Source organism: Streptomyces sp. NBC_01142 (genome assembly GCF_026341125.1).
Lineage (GTDB): Bacteria > Actinomycetota > Actinomycetes > Streptomycetales > Streptomycetaceae > Streptomyces.
Genome location: NZ_JAPEOR010000003.1, coordinates 108,455 through 127,031, shown reverse-complemented (window position 1 = coordinate 127,031; position 18,577 = coordinate 108,455). Strand labels below are relative to the sequence as shown.

At 69.8% G+C, this 18,577-nt stretch carries 20 protein-coding genes; 15 read left to right on the top strand and 5 right to left on the bottom strand.

The features are described from left to right. The first annotated feature begins 11 nt into the window (after window positions 1-11). The 5 genes from bioB (at window position 12) to OG883_RS34645 (ending at window position 4,413) form a co-directional block, all read left to right on the top strand. Window positions 12-1,226, top strand: coding sequence for a biotin synthase BioB (gene bioB / locus OG883_RS34665; RefSeq protein WP_266550095.1), 1,215 nt, complete (start codon window positions 12-14; stop codon window positions 1,224-1,226). Beyond that, window positions 1,219-2,514 (top strand): adenosylmethionine--8-amino-7-oxononanoate transaminase, encoded by a 1,296-nt coding sequence (locus OG883_RS34660; RefSeq protein ID WP_266550094.1) that lies wholly within the window; start codon window positions 1,219-1,221, stop codon window positions 2,512-2,514. Before bioB ends, OG883_RS34660 begins: the two co-directional genes overlap by 8 nt. A gap of 104 nt (window positions 2,515-2,618) precedes the next feature. After that, a complete protein-coding gene (bioD, locus tag OG883_RS34655) occupies window positions 2,619-3,332 on the top strand; it encodes a dethiobiotin synthase (RefSeq protein ID WP_266550091.1) in 714 nt (237 codons plus the stop codon). Between the two features lie 5 nt (window positions 3,333-3,337). Then, complete coding sequence (locus OG883_RS34650) at window positions 3,338-3,697, top strand: VOC family protein (RefSeq protein WP_266550089.1); 360 nt, start codon at window positions 3,338-3,340, stop codon at window positions 3,695-3,697. Window positions 3,698-3,726: 29 nt separating this feature from the next. After that, window positions 3,727-4,413, top strand: coding sequence for a class I SAM-dependent methyltransferase (locus OG883_RS34645; RefSeq protein ID WP_266550087.1), 687 nt, complete (start codon window positions 3,727-3,729; stop codon window positions 4,411-4,413). Window positions 4,414-4,433: 20 nt separating this feature from the next. Here the strand turns inward: OG883_RS34645 and OG883_RS34640 are convergent, their stop codons facing one another. Both OG883_RS34640 and OG883_RS34635 read right to left on the bottom strand, forming a co-directional pair. Next, complete coding sequence (locus OG883_RS34640; RefSeq protein ID WP_266550085.1) at window positions 4,434-4,805, bottom strand: fic family toxin-antitoxin system, toxin component; 372 nt, start codon at window positions 4,803-4,805, stop codon at window positions 4,434-4,436. Continuing rightward, complete coding sequence (locus OG883_RS34635; RefSeq protein WP_266550080.1) at window positions 4,802-5,032, bottom strand: antitoxin; 231 nt, start codon at window positions 5,030-5,032, stop codon at window positions 4,802-4,804. The genes OG883_RS34640 and OG883_RS34635 overlap by 4 nt, the downstream gene beginning before the upstream one ends. 164 nt (window positions 5,033-5,196) lie before the next feature. Between OG883_RS34635 and OG883_RS34630 the strand changes: the two genes are divergently transcribed. The 5 genes from OG883_RS34630 to OG883_RS34610 all read left to right on the top strand — a co-directional run bounded on the left by OG883_RS34630 (window position 5,197) and on the right by OG883_RS34610 (window position 11,693). Continuing rightward, window positions 5,197-6,045, top strand: a complete 849-nt coding sequence (locus OG883_RS34630) for an ABC transporter ATP-binding protein (protein ID WP_266550076.1) — start codon at window positions 5,197-5,199, stop codon at window positions 6,043-6,045. 7 nt (window positions 6,046-6,052) lie between these two features. Continuing rightward, a complete protein-coding gene (locus tag OG883_RS34625; RefSeq protein ID WP_266550074.1) occupies window positions 6,053-8,617 on the top strand; it encodes an ABC transporter permease in 2,565 nt (854 codons plus the stop codon). A gap of 120 nt (window positions 8,618-8,737) precedes the next feature. Beyond that, a complete protein-coding gene (locus OG883_RS34620; protein WP_266550071.1) occupies window positions 8,738-9,160 on the top strand; it encodes a GNAT family N-acetyltransferase in 423 nt (140 codons plus the stop codon). Between the two features lie 185 nt (window positions 9,161-9,345). Beyond that, complete coding sequence (locus OG883_RS34615; protein ID WP_266550069.1) at window positions 9,346-10,683, top strand: hemolysin family protein; 1,338 nt, start codon at window positions 9,346-9,348, stop codon at window positions 10,681-10,683. Continuing rightward, on the top strand, window positions 10,680-11,693 hold the full coding sequence (locus OG883_RS34610; RefSeq protein ID WP_266550066.1) for a hemolysin family protein: 1,014 nt from the start codon (window positions 10,680-10,682) through the stop codon (window positions 11,691-11,693). Before OG883_RS34615 ends, OG883_RS34610 begins: the two co-directional genes overlap by 4 nt. A gap of 183 nt (window positions 11,694-11,876) precedes the next feature. Here the strand turns inward: OG883_RS34610 and OG883_RS34605 are convergent, their stop codons facing one another. Further along, window positions 11,877-12,881: a maleylpyruvate isomerase family mycothiol-dependent enzyme gene (locus OG883_RS34605; protein WP_266550064.1), complete on the bottom strand. Its 1,005-nt coding sequence runs from the start codon at window positions 12,879-12,881 to the stop codon at window positions 11,877-11,879. A 59-nt stretch (window positions 12,882-12,940) separates the two neighbouring features. Here OG883_RS34605 and OG883_RS34600 point away from each other — a divergent pair, with 59 nt between their 5' ends. Beyond that, the gene (locus OG883_RS34600; RefSeq protein WP_266550062.1) at window positions 12,941-13,720 is read left to right on the top strand and encodes an SGNH/GDSL hydrolase family protein; all 780 of its coding nucleotides are present in this window, start codon (window positions 12,941-12,943) and stop codon (window positions 13,718-13,720) included. A 136-nt stretch (window positions 13,721-13,856) separates the two neighbouring features. On the opposite strand, the gene xerC is transcribed toward OG883_RS34600, so the two are convergent. Then, window positions 13,857-15,044 (bottom strand): tyrosine recombinase XerC, encoded by a 1,188-nt coding sequence (gene xerC / locus OG883_RS34595; RefSeq protein ID WP_266550060.1) that lies wholly within the window; start codon window positions 15,042-15,044, stop codon window positions 13,857-13,859. A gap of 28 nt (window positions 15,045-15,072) precedes the next feature. Continuing rightward, window positions 15,073-15,726, bottom strand: a complete 654-nt coding sequence (locus tag OG883_RS34590; RefSeq protein ID WP_266550057.1) for a helix-turn-helix domain-containing protein — start codon at window positions 15,724-15,726, stop codon at window positions 15,073-15,075. Window positions 15,727-15,848: 122 nt separating this feature from the next. On the opposite strand from OG883_RS34590, the gene OG883_RS34585 reads away from it, so the two are divergent. The 4 genes from OG883_RS34585 (at window position 15,849) to OG883_RS34570 (ending at window position 18,473) form a co-directional block, all read left to right on the top strand. Then, complete coding sequence (locus OG883_RS34585) at window positions 15,849-16,079, top strand: helix-turn-helix domain-containing protein (protein WP_266550054.1); 231 nt, start codon at window positions 15,849-15,851, stop codon at window positions 16,077-16,079. After that, window positions 16,079-16,282 (top strand): AlpA family transcriptional regulator, encoded by a 204-nt coding sequence (locus tag OG883_RS34580; RefSeq protein WP_266550052.1) that lies wholly within the window; start codon window positions 16,079-16,081, stop codon window positions 16,280-16,282. The genes OG883_RS34585 and OG883_RS34580 overlap by 1 nt, the downstream gene beginning before the upstream one ends. 344 nt (window positions 16,283-16,626) lie before the next feature. Then, entirely contained in the window at window positions 16,627-17,169 is a 543-nt protein-coding gene (locus OG883_RS34575; protein ID WP_266550050.1) for a hypothetical protein, read from the top strand. Continuing rightward, on the top strand, window positions 17,166-18,473 hold the full coding sequence (locus tag OG883_RS34570; RefSeq protein ID WP_266550048.1) for an AAA family ATPase: 1,308 nt from the start codon (window positions 17,166-17,168) through the stop codon (window positions 18,471-18,473). Before OG883_RS34575 ends, OG883_RS34570 begins: the two co-directional genes overlap by 4 nt. The last annotated feature ends 104 nt before the right edge of the window (window positions 18,474-18,577 follow it).

Below are 18,577 nucleotides of genomic sequence, written 5' to 3'. Positions count from 1 at the left end.
GGATCTGAGCCATGGACCTGCTGAACACGCTGGTGGAGAAGGGGTTGCGGCGGGAGCTGCCGACCCGTGAAGAAGCGCTCGCCGTACTGGCGACCTCCGACGACGACCTGCTCGAAGTGGTGGCCGCGGCCGGCAAGGTACGCCGCCAGTGGTTCGGACGGCGGGTGAAGCTCAACTATCTCGTCAACCTGAAGTCCGGGCTGTGCCCCGAAGACTGCTCGTACTGCTCCCAGCGGCTCGGCTCGAAGGCCGAGATCCTCAAGTACACGTGGCTGAAGCCCGACGAGGCCTCGCAGGCCGCCGCCGCGGGTGTGGCGGGCGGCGCGAAGCGGGTCTGCCTGGTCGCGAGCGGCCGCGGACCGACGGACCGAGACGTCGACCGCGTCTCGAAGACGATCGAGGCGATCAAGGAGCAGAACGAGGGCGTCGAGGTCTGCGCGTGCCTCGGGCTGCTCTCGAACGGACAGGCAGAGCGACTGAGGGCCGCGGGCGCCGACGCGTACAACCACAACCTCAACACGTCCGAAGGGACGTATGGGGACATCACGACTACGCACACCTATGCCGACCGGGTGGACACGGTGCACCAGGCGCAGGCCGCGGGCCTGTCGGCGTGCTCCGGGCTGATCGCGGGCATGGGCGAGAGCGACGAGGACCTCGTCGACGTCGTCTACTCGCTGCGCGAGCTCGACCCCGACTCGGTGCCGGTGAACTTCCTCATCCCCTTCGAGGGCACGCCGCTGGCCAAGGAGTGGAACCTCTCCCCGCAGCGCTGCCTGCGGATTCTGGCGATGGTGCGGTTCGTCTGCCCGGACGTGGAGGTACGGCTCGCGGGCGGCCGCGAAGTGCACCTGCGCTCGATGCAGCCGCTCGCCCTGAACCTGGTCAACTCGATCTTCCTCGGTGACTACCTCACCAGTGAGGGCCAGGCGGGGCAGGCGGACCTGGACATGATCACGGACGCCGGCTTCGAGGTGGAGGGCACGGACACGACGACGCTGCCGGAGCACCGCGCGGACGCGGCGGCAGCGGCCGGGGGCGGCTGCGGTTCGCACTCCGGCGGGTGCGCGCCGTGCGGTGACGGCGAGGAAGCCGCCGTCCCAGCCGACGAGGCCGTCGACGACGTTGCCCGGAAAACACCCGTCGCCGGAGCTCCGGCGGCCCGTACGGACCTGGTCGCCGTACGCCGTCGTGGTGCAGGCACGGATCTCGCGCCCAATGCCTGAGCCCGCGTACACCTCCGCCGAGCTGCTCGCCCTGGACCGGGCCCACGTCTGGCACCCGTACAGCCCCATGCCGGGCCGTACGGACCCGCTGGTTGTGGAGTCCGCGTCCGGTGTACGGCTGCGGCTCGCCGAACCCGTCCACGGCCGGCGCGAGTTGATCGACGGCATGTCGTCGTGGTGGTCCGTCATCCACGGCCACAACCACCCGGTCCTCAATGCGGCGGTACACAGCCAGCTCGGGCGGATGAGCCATGTGATGTTCGGCGGGCTCACCCATGAGCCCGCCGTGCGCCTCGCCACCCGGCTGGTCGAGATCACGCCGGAACCACTGCAGCATGTCTTCCTCACCGACTCGGGCTCGGTGTCCGTCGAGGTCGCGGTGAAGATGTGCCTGCAGCACTGGCGCTCGGTGGGCCGCCCGGCCAAGCAGCGGCTGCTGACCTGGCGCGGCGGCTACCACGGGGACACCTGGCAGCCGATGTCCGTGTGCGACCCCGAGGGCGGGATGCACGGGCTGTGGTCGGGAGCGCTGCCGCGCCAGATCTTCGCGGAGGCGCCGCCGGCCGAGTTCGAGGAGTCGTACGCGGCGGGCCTTCGCGATCTTGTCGCGCGGCACGCGGACGAACTGGCCGCGGTGATCGTGGAGCCGGTGGTGCAGGGCGCGGGCGGGATGCGGTTCCACTCCCCCGCGTATCTGCGGGTGCTGCGCGAGGCCTGCGACGAGCACGGGGTGCTGCTGATCTTCGACGAGATCGCCACGGGGTTCGGGCGTACGGGCGCACTGTTCGCGGCGGAGCACGCCGGCGTCTCGCCGGATGTGATGTGCGTGGGCAAGGCGATGACCGGCGGCTATCTCTCGATGGCCGCGACGCTGTGCACCTCGCGGGTCGCGGAGGGCATCTCGCGCGGCGAGGTCCCGGTGCTGGCGCACGGTCCGACGTTCATGGGCAATCCGCTGGCCTCGGCGGTGGCATGCGCCTCCCTCGATCTGCTGCTCGGCCAGGACTGGAAGCAAGAGGTCAAACGGCTCGAGACGGGTCTGCGGGAGGGGCTCGCGGGTGCGGAGAGTCTGCCGGGAGTGAAGGACGTACGGGTGCTGGGAGCGATCGGCGTCGTACAGCTGGACCACCAGGTGGACATGGCGGCGGCGACGGAGGCGGCGGTGCGGGAGGGTGTGTGGCTGCGGCCGTTCCGCGACCTCGTGTACGTGATGCCGCCGTATGTGACGAACGAGGAGGATGTGGCGCGGGTGTGCCGTGCGGTGTGCGCGGCGGCGGCTGCGGGCTGAGGGGCACACCTCCAACACGGGCGCGTCCGCTTCGCGCCGCGGGCGCGGCTGCACGGCCACGCAGCCGCGCAGCCGCACGTAAGCAGAAAGGGCAGTGAACAGCCATGGCAGTGATCATCGTCAGCGGGACCGGGACCGAGATCGGGAAGACCGTCGTCACCGCCGCCGTCGCCTCGGCATTTCGGGCGAAGGGGCAGTCCGTCGCCGTCGTGAAACCCGCGCAGACCGGGGTTGCTCCCCGGGAGCCGGGGGACGTGGACGAGGTCGCCCGGTTGGCGGGGGCGGTCACCGGGGTGGAACTCGCCCGGTTTCCCGAGCCGTTGTCACCCGCGACCGCTGCGCAGCGGGCCGGGATGGACCCGGTGCGGCCCCGGCAGGTGGCCGACGCGGTCGAGAAGCTGACCGCCTCTCACGACCTCGTGCTGGTCGAGGGCGCGGGTGGGCTGCTCGTGCGGTTCGACGACGCGGGGGCGACGCTCGCCGATGTCGCCGTGCTGCTGGGCGCGCCGGTGCTGGTGGTCACGCCCGCCGGGCTCGGGACGCTCAATACGACCGCGCTGACCGCGGAGGCTCTGCGCGCGCGGGAGTTGGAGATGCTCGGTGTGGTCGTCGGGAGCTGGCCCGATGAACCGGATCTGGCGGCGCGGTGCAATCTCGCGGACCTGCCCGAGTCCGCGGGCGCGCCGCTGCTCGGTGTCGTACCGGAGCGTGTGGGCACCCTGGAGCCCGGCCGGTTCCGTGCGCGGGCCGGGAGTTGGCTCGCGCCACGCCTCGGTGGCTCCTGGGACGCGGAGGCCTTCACCGCCGCCGTAAGCTGATCATCATGCGCGCACGCATCGACGAGATCGTCTTCGACTGCCACGATCCCGCCCGCCTGGTGCGGTTCTGGGCCGATCTGCTGGGCGGCGACCCGGTGGACCGCAGCGCCGACTGGTCGTACATCGATCCGCCCGGTTTCGTACGGGTCGCCTTCCAGCGCGTGCCCGAGGGCAAGTCCGCCAAGAACCGCCTCCATCTGGATCTCGACGCGGGCGACGTCGACACGGCGGCCGCCGAGGCGGTACGGCTCGGTGCCGTACGCGTGGGTGCGGTCGTCACCGACGAGCACGGCCGGTTCCAGGTCATGACGGATCCCGAGGGGAACGAGTTCTGCTTCGTCGGTCCAGGGGGACAATGGCGGTGACCGCACCCGCCCTCCCAAGGAGGTCCGCGATGCCGCTGCGCAGCACGAAGATGCCCCGGGACGCCGTCCACCATCCGCTGTTCGCGCGCTTCTACGCCCGGATGAGCGTGCTGGCCGACCTCAAGGGGGGTGTGGCCGCCCACCGCGAGGAGCTGCTGGCCGGTCTCTCCGGCCGGGTGATCGAGGTCGGCGCGGGCAACGGCCTGAACTTCCCGCACTATCCCGCCGCCGTCTCCGAAGTCGTGGCGCTGGAACCGGAGCGCAGGCTGCGGCACTTGGCGGCACAGGCGGCGCGGCGCACCGACGTTCCGGTGGATGTGGTGCCGGGCGCGGCCGAGGCGCTGCCGGTCAAGAGCGAGGCCTTCGACGCGGCCGTGGCGTCCCTGGTGCTCTGTTCCGTACGGGATCTGCCGCGGGCGCTCTCCGAGATCAGACGCGTACTGCGGCCCGGCGGTGAGCTGCGGTTCTTCGAGCACGGGCTGGCCGAGGGCAAGGGCCTGGCAAGGACCCAGCGCGCCGTGGACCGTACGGTGTGGCCGCTGCTCTTCGGCGGCTGCCACACCGCGCGGGACACCATCGCCGCGATCGAGGCCGCGGGCTTCGAGCTGGGGGTGTACCGCAGGCTGCGGGTGCCGGAGCGCGGGATGCAGTTCCCGAGCTCCCCCTGCGTCCTGGGTGTGGCACGCCGCCCCTTCGGTACCGACGCATCAGACTGAGCCGGCTGCCGGTCAGGGGCTCACCGGCTCCACTGGCGCAGCTCGCCGGCGATGGTCCTGACGTCCGCCTTGCCCTCCTTGACCAGCCGCGCCAGGTCCCGTACCTGCTCGGGCGAGGTGACCACCTTCAGTCCGCAGGCGACGAGATAGCCGTATGCGACGGCGGAGGCGAACATGGCGTTGGAGTGTTCGAGCGCGGGCACATGGAGCAGCAGCTGGAGCAGGGCCGCGGCCCGGGCATGCGGATCGCTGTAGACGGGGATGCCGAATATCTCCGCCTCATGGCGGCTGACGGCGGCGACGAGCGCGCCCCAGTCGGTGACCTGTGGATCTCCGGGCGTCTTGTGCTCGGCGACCATGAGGAGCCAGGCAAGATCGATCTGAAGATTCAACGCTCGGCCGTGCCGTGTTCCGCGCCGAACTCCTCCGCGAACACGGACTCGTACTGCTTCATGAAGTCGGCCGCCGCGTCCACGAAGGTGCGTCCCACCTCGCCCGCGTCCTGTTTGACGAGTTCCTCGATATAGCGGTTCACGCTCATCCCGCGCTGCAGGGCCCGCTGGCGCGCGGCCTCGGCGGTGGTCTCGTCCACCCTCACGTTCAACTGTGTCTTCGCCACCCCACTACGCTAGCGCGAATACGCTAGCACCGACAAGCGCTGCGTCGAGTGCCCCTTACATCCACACCGAGGACCAACCCCACGAGGGATACCGGCGCGTACGTACCCGCTCTACTCTCGCCTCCTGTAAGGGAGTTGGAGCGGCCACGACCCGGGAGGCGGCCTTGTCCACACCTGCCACTGCATTCAGCCACGACCGGGCTCCGGATGTGCCGCTCGCCGCCCGGGCACGGGCCCTGACCAAGGCATACGGCACCGGCGAGACGACCGTACGCGCCCTGGACGCCGTCGATGTCGACATCGCGCGCGGCCGGTTCACCGCGGTCATGGGCCCTTCCGGCTCGGGCAAGTCCACCCTGATGCACTGCCTCGCGGGCCTGGACACGGTCTCCGCCGGGCAGATCTGGCTGGGCGACACGGAGATCACCGGCCTGAAGGAGCGTGAACTCACTCGGCTGCGCCGGGACCGGATCGGCTTCATGTTCCAGGCCTTCAATCTGCTGCCGACGCTGAGCGCCGCAGAGAACATCACGCTGCCGATGGACATCGCCGGGCGCAAACCCGACCAGCAGTGGGTGGAGCAGGTCATCGACACCCTCGGGCTGCGCGACCGGCTCACACACCGGCCCGCACAGCTCTCCGGCGGGCAGCAGCAGCGCGTGGCCTGCGCCCGGGCGCTGGCCTCCCGCCCCGAGCTGATCTTCGCCGACGAGCCGACCGGCAACCTCGACTCACGCGCGGGCGCGGAGGTGCTCGCGTTCCTGCGCGAAGCCGTCGACCGGCTGGAACAGACGGTGGTGATGGTGACGCACGATCCGGGCGCGGCCGGCCACGCCGACCTGGTGCTGTTCCTCGCGGACGGACGGATCGTCGATGTCATGCCGGACCCGACGGCGGAGGCGGTTCTGGAGCGTATGCGCCTCTTCTCCGCAGGACCATCCGCAGCACCGTCCGCAGCACCGTCGGGGATGCCACCCCGGACACCCGGCTCCGACGCCCCGAGCGAGAGCTGAGGCCCCGGTGCTCAAAGCGACCCTGCGAAGCTTCTTCGCACACAAGGGACGGCTGCTGCTGTCGGCGCTCGCGGTGCTGCTGTCCGTGGCCTTCGTCAGCGGCAGCCTGATCTTCTCGGACACCGTGTCACGTACCTTCGACCGGCTCTTCGCCTCCACCTCGGCGGATGTGACGGTCGGGCCGAAGGAGGGCATCGGCGAGAGCCTGCCGACGGGTGTCGTGCGTACGGTGCCCGCCGGGCTCGCCGACCGGGTGGGCTCGGTCGACGGGGTGGCAGCCACACACATCGAAGCCGCCGTGGAGAACATCACCGTCGTCGACGACGCGAACGAGCCGGTCGGGCCGACGACCGGCGCCCCCACCATCGCCACCAACTGGTATGTCACCGAACGCAGTCCGGTGAAGCTGACCAGTGGGCGCGAGCCGAACGGCCCGGGTGAGGCGCTGCTCGACAAGGACACCGCCGACAACAGGAAGGTACGCATCGGGGACACCCTCACCGTTCTCGCTCAGCCCGGCTCGTTCAAGGTCGAGATCGTCGGCATCGCGACGTTCACCACCACCAACCCCGGTGCCGCACTGGTCTTCCTGGACACCCCGACCGCCCAGACCAGGCTGCTGGGCAGACCCGGGGTCGCCACCTCGGTCTCGGTGGACGCCGCGGACGGGGTCTCCGACGCCACGCTCAAGCAGCGGATCGCGGCCGAGCTGGGTGATGCGTACGAGCTCAGGACCGCCGACGAGCAGGCCGAGTCGGCCGCCGCCCAGCTGGGCGGATTCCTCGATGTCATCAAGTGGGTGATGCTCGGCTTCGCCGGGGTCGCCGTTCTGGTCGGCATCTTCCTGATCGTCAACACCTTCTCGATGCTCATCGCCCAGCGCACCCGGGAGTTGGGGCTGCTGCGGGCACTCGGCGCGGACCGGCGCCAGGTGCGCCGGTCCGTTCTCACCGAGGCGCTGCTGCTGGGCCTTGTCGGCTCGACGCTCGGACTCGCCGCCGGTGTCGCTCTCGCGGCCGGGCTGATCGAGCTGATGGGTCTGCTGGGGATGAATCTGAGCGCCGCCGAGATGGTGGTGGGGGTGGCGACGCCGGTATCCGCGTACGCGGTCGGCGTGGGCGTCACCTTCGTGGCCGCGTATCTGCCGGCCCGGCGGGCAGCCCGGGTCTCCCCCATGGCCGCGCTCTCCGACGCCGAAGTCGCTGGTGTGGGACGGCCGTTGAGGATCCGGGCGATCGTGGGGGCGGTGGTCGGTGCGGCGGGTGCCGCGGCGCTGGCCGGCTGCATGGTGAGCGAGCAGACCGGCACCGCCTCGTCTTTGCTGGGTCTGGGCGTGGTGCTCTCGCTGATCGCCACGGTGGTGGCCGGGCCGCTGCTGGTACGGCCGGTGATCCGGGTGCTGGGCGGGGCGTTCCCCCCGATATTCGGCCCGGTCGGGCGGATGAGCCAGCGCAACGCGCTGCGCAATCCGCGGCGTACGGGCGCCACCGCGGCCGCCCTGATGGTGGGCCTGGCGCTGGTGGGCGGGCTCTCGATCGCCAGCGCCTCGATGACCAAGTCCTTCGACGACCAGATCGACCGCACGCTGGGCGCCGACTTCGTCGTACAGAACAGCAACTTCATGCCGTTCCCGCAGGAGATCACCGAGAAGGTGAAGGGGGTCGAGAGCGCCGGGACGGTCGTACGACAGCGCTTCGCGCCGCTCGCGCTGACGTTGCCGGACGGGAAACGGGTGGAGTCGACGGCTTCGGGCTACGACCCCCAGCTGGACGAGGCCGCGCGGATCACCTATGCGGGCGGGGACACCGGGGCGGCCCTTGCGCCGGACAGCATCGCGATGGACCGGAAGTACGCCGCCGAGCACAAGGTACGGATCGGGTCGGTGCTGTCGGCCGAGTTCGCGGGCGGGCAGCGGGCCCGGCTGACGGTGGGGGCGCTCACCGACATGGACCAGAGCGGCGGCCCCGGGATGGAGGGCGGGATGTTCCTGGGGCTCGCCACCGTGGAGAAGTATCTGCCGGGCGGGCAGGAGGCCGCGCTGTACGTCAACGCCGCGAGCGGTAGCGATGCGCAGGAGCTGCGCCGGGGCCTGGAGAGGGCACTCGACCCCTACCCGCAGGTGCAGGTGAGGGATCAGGCCGACTACAAGGAGCTGATCCGCCAGCAGATAGCCGTGATGCTGTATCTGGTGTACGCGCTGCTGGGGCTGGCGATCGTCATTGCCGTGCTGGGTGTGGTCAACACCCTTGCGCTGTCGGTGGTGGAGCGGACCCGGGAGATCGGGCTGCTGCGGGCCATCGGTCTCTCCCGGGTCCAGCTGCGGCGCATGATCCGGCTGGAATCCGTTGTGATCGCGGTCTTCGGCGCACTGCTGGGGCTGGCCCTGGGCGTGGTGTGGGGAGTGGCGGTGCAACAGGTGCTGGCGCTGGAGGGGCTGACGGCGTTCGCCGTGCCGTGGGGCACGCTCGTCGCGGTCGTGGTGGGCTCGGTGGTCGTGGGGCTCGGCGCTGCGGTGCTTCCGGCGCTGCGCGCCTCACGGATGAACGTGCTGGCCGCCATCGCACACGAATAGGCGCCTGCCCGAGGAGAGTTCCGGCTCCGCGCGGCAGCTGAACGCGGTGCGCCACAAGGTCCGTCCCGCACGCTGGAAGCCGGTGGCGGACCGGCAGCCGGGCATGCTTGGCTCGCGCCCATGATCGACCTGCACATACGCACCGCCGGGACGGCCGAGGCGGAGACCGTCCTCCGCTTCTGGCAGGAAGCCGCCGAGGGCACGAGCATCACGGACGACGTGGACGGGGTGACCCGGCTCATCGCGCGCGACCCCGACGCGCTGATTCTGGCCGAGTCCGACGGCCGGGTGGTGGGCACCGTGATCGCCGGATACGACGGCTGGCGATGCTCCCTGTACCGGCTCGCCGTGCTCCCCTCCCATCGCCGCCAGGGGATCGGAGCAGCGCTTCTCGAAGCGGCCGAGAAGCGGTTCCGGGCCGTGGGCGGCAGGCGCGGCGACGCGATGGTGCTGGAGGCCAACGGGCGGGCTCAGCAGGCGTGGGCCGCCGCCGGCTACCACCGCGAGGACCACTGGCGCCGCTGGGTGAAGCCGTTCGCCTAGGCTGCCACCCGGCAATCGGCTGCGGATGCCACCGCACACCGAGCCACTTTGCCCGTCCTTTACCATGGGTGCATCATTCGCCCCCCGTACGAAAGGTGTGAGCGTCCGCCCATGGGCGAGCCTCCCAGTAGCAGACATCGCGCAATCCTCCTCCCCCTGCCCGATCATGGGACGGAGGTGAACCGATGACCGAAGTGCTCCTGCTCCTTGTGGCAGTGCTGCTGTCGATCGCCTGCGGTGCCTTCGTCGCGGCGGAGTTCTCCCTCACCACGGTCGAGCGCAGCGATCTCGAGCGGGCCGTCGAGCGTGGCGAGCGCGGGGCGGCGGGCGCACTCAAGGCCGTACGGAGCCTCACCTTCCAGCTCTCCGGCGCCCAGCTCGGCATCACCGTCACCAACCTCGTCGTCGGCATGCTGGCCGAGCCCTCGATCGCCAAGCTGATCCGCGGACCGCTCGAGGCACTCGGCCTCTCCTCCTCCGTGGCCTCCTCGGCGGCCCTGGTCATCGGTACCGCGCTGTCCACCGTCGTGCTGATGGTCGTCGGCGAGCTGGTCCCGAAGAACTGGGCCATCTCGTCCCCGCTGGCCGTGGCGAAGGTGGTGGCCACCCCGCAGCGGGTCTTCACCGCCGCCTTCAAGCCACTGATCAGCCATCTCAACAACGCCGCCAACCGCATCCTGCGCCGGATCGGCATGGAGCCGACCGAGGAGCTGGCCTCGGCCCGCAGCCCGCAGGAACTGGTCGCGCTGGCCCGCCACTCCGCGAAGGCGGGCGCGCTGGAGGCGGACACCGCCGAGCTGTTCGTACGCACCCTGCATCTGGCCGAGCTGACCGCTGAGAACGTCATGACCCCCCGGGTCCAGGTCACGGCCCTCGAAGTGCAGGCCACTGCCGAGGACGTCGCCAACGCCACGCGCGCGACCGGCCTGTCCCGCTTCCCCGTCTACCGGGGCAGCCTCGACTCCATCGTCGGCATCGCACACATCAAGGACGTGCTCGCGGTCCCGGCCGAACGTCGCGCCCGCCATCGGGTCTCCGAGCTGCTGCGCGAGCCGCTGCTCGTCCCCGAGACGCTGACCGTGGACCGTCTCCTCGACCGGCTGTCCGGCAAGTCCACGATGGCCGTCGTCATCGACGAGTACGGCGGCACGGCCGGAGTGGTGACGATGGAGGACATCGTCGAAGAGGTCGTCGGCGAGGTGCGCGACGAGCACGATCCGCACGAGACGCCGGACCTGGCTCCGGCGGGCACCGACGCGGACGGCCGTGCCCTGTGGTCGGCGGACGGTGCGGCACGGACCGACCAACTGGAGCGGGTCGGGCTGCGGGTGCCGGAGGGACCGTACGAGACGCTCGCCGGGCTGATCGCCCACGAGCTGGGGCGTATCCCGGCCGAGGGCGACCGGATCGAGATGGCGGGCTGGCGGCTCGATGTGGTGGACGCCTCGGGGCGCCGCGCGGCACGGGTGCTGATGCATGCGCCTCTTGAGCAGGACGACGAGACCGAAGAGGCCCGACGATGATCGCGATTCAGCTCACCGTGGGCCTGCTGACGCTGGTCGTCAACGCCTTCTTCGTCGGCGCGGAGTTCGCGCTGATCTCCGTACGCCGCAGCCAGATCGAGCCCGAGGCGGAGGCCGGGAACCGGCGGGCGCGCAGCGTCATCTGGGGCCTGGAGCATGTCTCGGCGCTGCTGGCGGCGGCCCAGCTGGGCATCACGCTGTGCACCCTGGTGCTCGGCATCGTCGCCGAGCCGGCCATCGCGCACCTGCTGGAGCCCGTCTTCGACGCGGTCGGTGTGCCGCACGGCCTGGTTCACCCGATCTCGTTCGTGATCGCGCTGGCCGTGGCGACGTATCTGCACATGCTGCTCGGCGAGATGGTGCCGAAGAACATCGCACTGGCCGAGCCCTCGCGGACCGCGCTGCTGCTCGGCCCGCCGCTGGTCGCGCTGGCCCGGGCGCTGCGCCCGGTGATCTTCACCATCAACGCCTGCGCCAACGGCCTGCTGAAGCTGCTGCGGGTCGAGGCCAAGGACGAGGTCGCCGCGACCTACTCGGACGACGAGCTGGCGCGGATGGTGCGCGACGCCGGGGATGCCGGGCTGCTCGACGACCGGGCGGCCGAGCGGCTGCGCGACGCGCTGGAGCTGGGGCGCCGACCCGTGCGCGAGGTGGTGAGGCCGGTGGAACAGGTGGTGTACGCAGAGGCCGGAACCACCCCCGAGCAGCTGGAGCGGCTGGCGGCCGAGTCCGGGTTCTCTCGTTTCCCGGTGGTGGATGCCGGCCTCCACATCCTGGGCTATCTCCATGTGAAGGACGCGCTGGACGCCACTCCACGCGATCAGCCGTTCCCGGTCACGGCGATGCGTCCGATCGCACGGGTACGGGCCGCGACACCGCTCGACGACGTACTGACCGCGATGCGGCGCAGCCGTACACACCTGGCGGTGGTCCTCGAGGAGGACGGCACACCCGAGGGACTGGTGACGATGGAGGACGTACTGCGCCAGCTGGTCGGCCGGCCCGACTAGCTCGAACCGGCCCGCCTGACCCGCCTGACCCCGACAGGTTCCGGGGCGGGCTCCCCTCGGCGGTGGCGGCCCGGCCCCGTGGTCTCGGTGAGACCCGGGCCGGGCCGTCCGGCTCCTGCCGCGGCGATCGCGATGAGTACGGCGCCGAGGGCCTGGGCGAGGTGCGGACGGGATCCTCTGGTCCTACAGCGCGGTCGCCGCCAGCCAGGCGTCCAGGACCGCGCCGTCCCCCGAAAGGCGCACGCGCTCGTCGCCCGGCCGGAGGCGGCCGTGGACGAGCAGCAGCAGATCACCGCTCGTGGCCTCGACGCGCGCGGCGGCCGCCGCCGCGCTCTTCGTCCAGGTGAAACCGGACTCCCCGAAGGTGATCGTCCAGGCGGCGCCGGTGTCCGTGGCCCGCAGCCGGACCGAGCCGTCCTGCAGTCCGCCGACGGACTCGGCGATCCAGGAGTGGTGCGGCAGGTTCTCGAGGAATTCCTCGATCCCGTCGGCGCCCGTGCCGGCCGTGATGCGGGGCTCGATACCGAGGGCGAGTTCGGCGTCGGCGAGATGGACGACGGACTCGAAGAGCAGCCGGCGGGGGAAGAACCGTACGCGCTGGTCGGCGCCGTGGGACCACATCGGCGTCTCGGGGTCGACGCCGCGCAGGGTGCGCAGCGTGGCGGCGGCGCTTTCGGCCAGCCAGCCCGGGTAGGCCCGCGGATCGTCGGGGAGGTCGAGCGGAACGTCCCGGGACCAGACGCGCTCGGCTGCTCGTATCCGTACGAGATGTTCGATCCAGCGGTGGGTGGTGCCGTGGTGCTTGACGAGGTCGGCGAAGGTCCAGCCGGGGCAGGTCGGCACGGGCGTGGCCGGGTCCACGTCCCGTACGGTCTCGACGAACTGCCGCGCCAGGTGCTCGACCGCGTCGCAGTACAGCTCGTGCTGGTCGTCGTCGAGGCCGAAGCCCTCGGGGATCCGCAGCAGATCGTCCCGCCAGGCTCCGTCTGGCTCGCGATCGGCAGCTTTCCGGAAGAGTCCGGCGAGGTCACGGCGGTCGGCGGGCGAGAGCCGGTCGAGCAGATGCCCGGTGGTCTCCATCCACTTCACCGCGATGTCCGGGTCGAGCACATCGTCGTCGCAGGTGTCGATCAAGGTCACCACATCGGCCAGCGCCTCGGCCAGTGCGTTCAGCAGCGCGTCACTCACAGAGCTCCCCTCCCGGTACGGAACCGGGGGACCTTACCGCGCGGTACGATCTCTGCGCCATGGAGATGAATGCCAACTACACCAGTTTTGTCGCGGTAGGCGATTCCTTTACCGAGGGCATGTCCGATCTTCTTCCGGACGGCTCGTACCGCGGCTGGGCCGATCTGCTCGCCGGCCGGCTGGCCGCCCGTACACCGGGATTCCGGTACGCGAATCTCGCCGTACGCGGAAAGCTCATCGGACAGATCGTGGACGAGCAGGTCGATGTCGCGGCCGCCATGAAGCCGGATGTGATCACTCTGGTCGGCGGGCTCAATGACACGCTGCGGCCCAAGTGCGACATGGTGCGTGTGCGCGGGCTCCTGGAGGAAGCGGTGGAGCGGCTGGCGCCGTCCTGCGGGCAGCTGGTGCTGATGCGCAGCCCCGGCCGCAACGGACCGGTGATGGAACGATTCCGCCCCCGCATGGAGGAGCTGTTCACGTACGTCGACGAGCTGGCAGCCCGGCACGGCGCGCTGGTGGTGGATCTGTACGGCGCGAAGACCCTCGCCGATCAGCGGATGTGGGACCTGGACCGGCTGCATCTGACGGCCGAGGGACACCGGAGGGTCGCCGAGGCCGTGTGGCAGGTGCTGGGCCTGCAGACGCAGGACGACTGGCAGGCGCTGCTGCCGCCCGCCGTGCAGCCCGCGTGGGCCACACGGCGCGTCAACGATCTGCGGTTCGCGCGGCGGCACTTGGGGCCATGGATCGGGCGACGGCTGACGGGGCGCTCGTCCGGGGACGGCCGGCCGGCGAAGCGGCCCGAGCTGCTGCCGTACGAGCCGCCGCTCTCGTAGCAACGTACAACCGAGGGCGCGGCGCTGGCCTGCAGAAACCGCCAGTAGAATCTACTCACTGTTCTACGGTGCAGGCCGAACACGCAGGTCAGTGGGCACTTAGCCCGTCAACCGGACGATGAAATCTCACAATTTCTCACGTGAGCTCTCTGGGGGCACCGTGGAAGACGTCCAGAGCAAGGGCTGCCGCCCGCATGTCCTCGGCCTCAATGGAGACGTACTTCCGCTTGGTGAAGGCTGCGTTCGTGTGGCCAGCCCACGCCGCGAGGATGACGTCCGGGACGCCGCTCACCGCCAGCGCCTTCAGCACGGAGTGCCGCGCGTCGTACAGCCGCACCTGACGCAAGCCCAGCTCGCGCATGAGGCGGTAGGCGTACTCCCGTAGCTGCCGAGTGTTGAGCGGGATGCCGAGTTCGTTGACGACGATGTAACCCGTCTCCGTGTACGCATCGCCTGCTGCCACCCGCTCCGCGGCCTGCTGGTCCCGGAATCGACGTAGCGCCTCCCATGGGCCCTGCGGCAGCGGTAGGGCGCGCTCACCGGATGCTGTCTTCGTATCCTTCTCCAGCACCCTGTGATTGCCGATCATCGTCCGCGTGGTCGTGATCTCGAGAATGCCCACACTCAGGTCGACGTCAGTCCATCGCTGCCCGCAGACCTCAGCCGGCCGAAGGCCCATCAGGGACAGAAGCAGCGGGGCGAACAATCGATCCTGCTCCATGCCGCGGACGAACGTCTGTACCTCGGCGACCGTCCAGGGCTTGACCTTGTCGCGGTCCCGCTTGTCGGTCTTCTTGTCAACGAGCGCCACCCGCACGTACTGAGCTGGACTCGTTGCGATCAGCTTGCGGGCGACCGCCCTCCCCAGCGCTTCCCGCAGCCGCGTAAGGATGCCCTCGACCGTCGAGACGGCAAGTCGTGTTCCCGGCTCTCCGCCGCGGCGCCGACCGTTGGTCACCACCTCGTCCACGAACTCTTGGATGTGGTCCTCAGTCAACTCCTGCAGCCGCAGGTGGCCGAGCCGGTCGACGACGTGCACCAGGGCCAGGCGATAGGTGCGGATCGTCGTCTCCTCGACGTCGCGCCGCTTGTACTCCAGCCACTGCTCCAGCCACTCCCCCAGCGTCATCTTGCTGGGGGCGATGAAAGTGCCGGCCGAGCGCTGATGCAAGATGCGGTCGCGCTCCGCCTTCACCTCCGTCTTCGTGTCTTTCGTGATGGTGAGCTGGATCCGCTTGCCGTTCTCGTCGCGGCCGGCGTCGACGACCGTCCGGTATCTCACCGTGCCGTTCCGTAGCGTGATCTTCCTGATCGGATCAGCCACTTCCCCGCCCCTCTTCCGGTGCTGCGTGTCAATCGTCCAGCTCGAGCTCGATCTGCTCGACCTCGTTCTGTAGCTGAGCGAGCCGGTTCTTTGTGATGGCTAGCTGGCGCTCCATGGCGTCCTTCTTGCCGCCCTGAATGGCGCGGACGAGTCGGCCCACCATGGCGCTGACCGAGTCAGCTGCGTTGTTCGCGGGGTGCTGGGCGGCCCGACGGCGGCCCGCAGGATGCGAGAGAGCCTCGTACTCCTGGCGCATCCGCCAGTAGGCGTCGGACGCCTCGTCCGTGTCGTCATCGCTATCGGGCTCGACGGCAATGGCTGAGGGGCTCACTCCGTAGTTGCTAGCTGGCGCGCGGCCTTCGGCCCAGAGCCACGCCGTCCGCGCCTCAAGGTCGAAATCTGGAGTCAGCGGAATCCTGACGTCGCTCCATTCCGGCGGCAGGAGAAGGGCGAGCGGGGAGACATTGAGCGCCAGCGCCAGGGCGACCAGGTCGTCAGCGTCCACCCGGCGGGTTCCGCTTTCGATGCGGGAAACCCCCAGAGGAGGGATCGGTCGCCCGAACTCGCCGGCCCGGTCGGATAGATCCTTCTTGGTCATGCCGCGGGCGGTACGGATCCGCTCGACATTGCCTTTGACCTGCTCGCCGGTCGGTCCGAGTGGGTTCTTCTTGTCGTCTGCCACACGCACAGGTTCGCATCGAAATGATGCGCGGACAATCGCTCTTGCTTCCCGGACATTCCCGCATTACTCTTCGATGTGTCAACACATCAAAATGATGTGCATGACCATCGAAAGGGTTGATCATGCCTGCAAGCTTGATCTCCGCGCACTCGCACGTCGATGACGACTGGCTGACCGCGCGTGAGGCTAGCGGGGTGGCGCGGGTCGCGGAGAAGACGCTCGCCAACTGGCGCTCCCGAGGTGTCGGGCCGCCGTACAAGAAGCTCAGCGCCGGCCGCGGCGGACGCATCCGGTACCGGCGCGGCGACGTCATCGCCTGGCTGAACGGCGAGCGGATCGAGAGCGCCGCCTGATGGGCGCCCCGACGCTCGCCGAGATCCGCAGTTGGCCCGCCACCGTCGGCGTACCCGACGCAGCCAGGGCCATCGGCGTTTCGAAGTCGCACCTGTACGAGCTGATCCGCAAGGGCGAAGCCCCGGTCCGGACGCTCGCCCTGGGCAGCAGCCGACATCGTGTCGTGACCGCGAGCCTGATCCAGCTGCTCGAAGCCGCCTGAGCCACGGCGAGCAACACACCCCATCCGCCCACGCGAGGACGACCCACCGGGCACCCGCATCGCCTCGCCCCGCGTGACAGGACCACCAGCGTGAGCACAAGCGAAAGGGCCCGGACATCACCCGGGCCCCTCCACACACCAGCATCGCCAACTCCGAGTGTATCCGCCGACGTCGACCGGCTGCGAGCCCAGCGGCAGCGTGAACAGGACCGCCGCGAGACCGCCCTCAGCGCGATCAGAAGCCACCTCGAAGAGCAGCCCAGCCCCCAGGCCGTGCGCTCATGTGCCCGCCGCTGGTGCACCGACATCGGCGCCCTCGCCGAAGCCGTCATCAAGGGGGCATCATGAACGACGACACCCGCCCGGCGGACACCACCTCGGAGCAGCTGCAGCGGCGACGTGAAGCGTCGTACCGCCTCGAGCCGTTCGGCTGCGGCCACCGCGATCCGCTCGACTGCCGCGACGACTGCGTCGACGACGAGACCGTACCCACAGCCGCGGACACCCCTGGCGTACAGGCAGAGTTCGACCCGGGCGACATCGCCGGCCTGTGGGCCGACGCCAAATCGATGTTCCTCGCGAAGGACTTCCCCGAGTACGCCTCGGCCGCATGGTGCGACCTCCACCCCGACGATCCGCGCCGCCTGGCCGCGGTACTCGAAGCCGCCGAATGCTGGCGCAAGTACGGCGACCCCGTCGTCGATTGGCTGCGGGAAGCGAGCAGTGCCACGCCCTCACTTGCCAGCCTCAAGACGGCCGCCGAGCTTGCCGAAGCCCGCAAGCCAAAGCCGCCCCACCAGCTGCGCGCCACACCCGGATGGCCACCCATCGCCATCCCCGGACAGCCCGGCCGCTACCTCTACGCACGTCAGGAGATGGCGGCTTGACCACCCAAGAGGAAGCCTCACGGTTCTGCGCCCACCTGGTGGACGGCAGGCCCTGCGACAACATGGCTGCCACACACGACGGCGGGCAGCTCGGCCACCCCTTTCGGGGCGAGCTGCCCCGACCGGGCCCCATGCTCGGGCCGTTCGCCAGCAATGGCGCGCACCCGCCCGAGGAAGAAGGGCCCCGCAGGTCGCTGCTGTTCAGGCCCGCATCGGCCATCAAGATCCGGCCCGTCCGCTGGCTATGGGACACCACGCCGGAAGGCGCGCCGCCCACCTCGCACGGCCGCATCCCCATGTACTCGCTCGCCATCGCGGCCGGCGGGCCCGGCATCGGGAAGTCGCAGTACGCCGTGTGGATGGTCGCGCGCATCACGACCGGCACCTTGCCCGGCGAACTATGGGGTAAGCCGCGGGGAGTCATCTACGCCGCGGCCGAGGACTCCTGGGCAATGACGATTGCGCCGCGGCTCATTGCAGCCGGCGCCGACATGAATCTCGTATGGCACGTCTCGGTACGGGATGACGAGCAGGCATATGCGCGCCTCACGCTGCCTCTGGATACCTCGCTCCTCGGCCAGGAGGCGGAGCGGTACAGCGTGGCGCTCCTCGTCATGGATCCGCTGCTCTCGTACATCGACAAGGGCATCAACGACTACCGGGCGGCGGAGGTCCGGCAAGCCCTCGAGCCGCTGGTGGCTGCCGCGGACAGGCACCACTTCACCATCCTCGGCCTGGCCCACTTCACCAAGGCTGGCGGAGCGGATCCGCTCTCCCGTATCGCCGGATCCGGCGCGTTCGGTCAGCTCATCCGCTGCCTCATCGCGTTCGCCAAGGAAGAGGGCGAGGACGGGGCCGACAGCCGGTTCGTCATGTCGCTCGAGAAGAACAACCTCGGCCGTCTCGGGCTCCCGTCATACGAGTACGTGATTCAGCCGGTCACGGTGCCCACAGAGGAAGGGCCGTCCTACGTCTCGAGGTTCGTCCTCGGCGACGAGACGACCACCTCGGTACGTGAGGTCATGCGAGACGAGTCCGTACCCAGTGGCGACCGTGCCGAAAGTGACGAGATCCGCGTCTGGCTTCGCGACTACCTGACCGACCTCGGCGGATCTGCGGAGCAGGCCGACGTCATGAAGGACTCGCAGAAGCTCGGGTACAGCAGGTCTTCCGTCTACCGGGCAAAGACCAAGCTGCGTCTCGTCACCCGGCCCCGCGGATTCGGCAAGGGCAAGACCTCGGACTGGTACCTGCCGGAAGCTGCGCCTTCGGACCAGGACGAGGAGTCATCCGACACACGCTGAGACGAATGGGACGACTGAGAAACATGGACCTGACCTGCATCTATGCCAACAAGGGGAGATGAGACGAATGGGACGACTGATGGAACGCATGACATGCAGTCGTC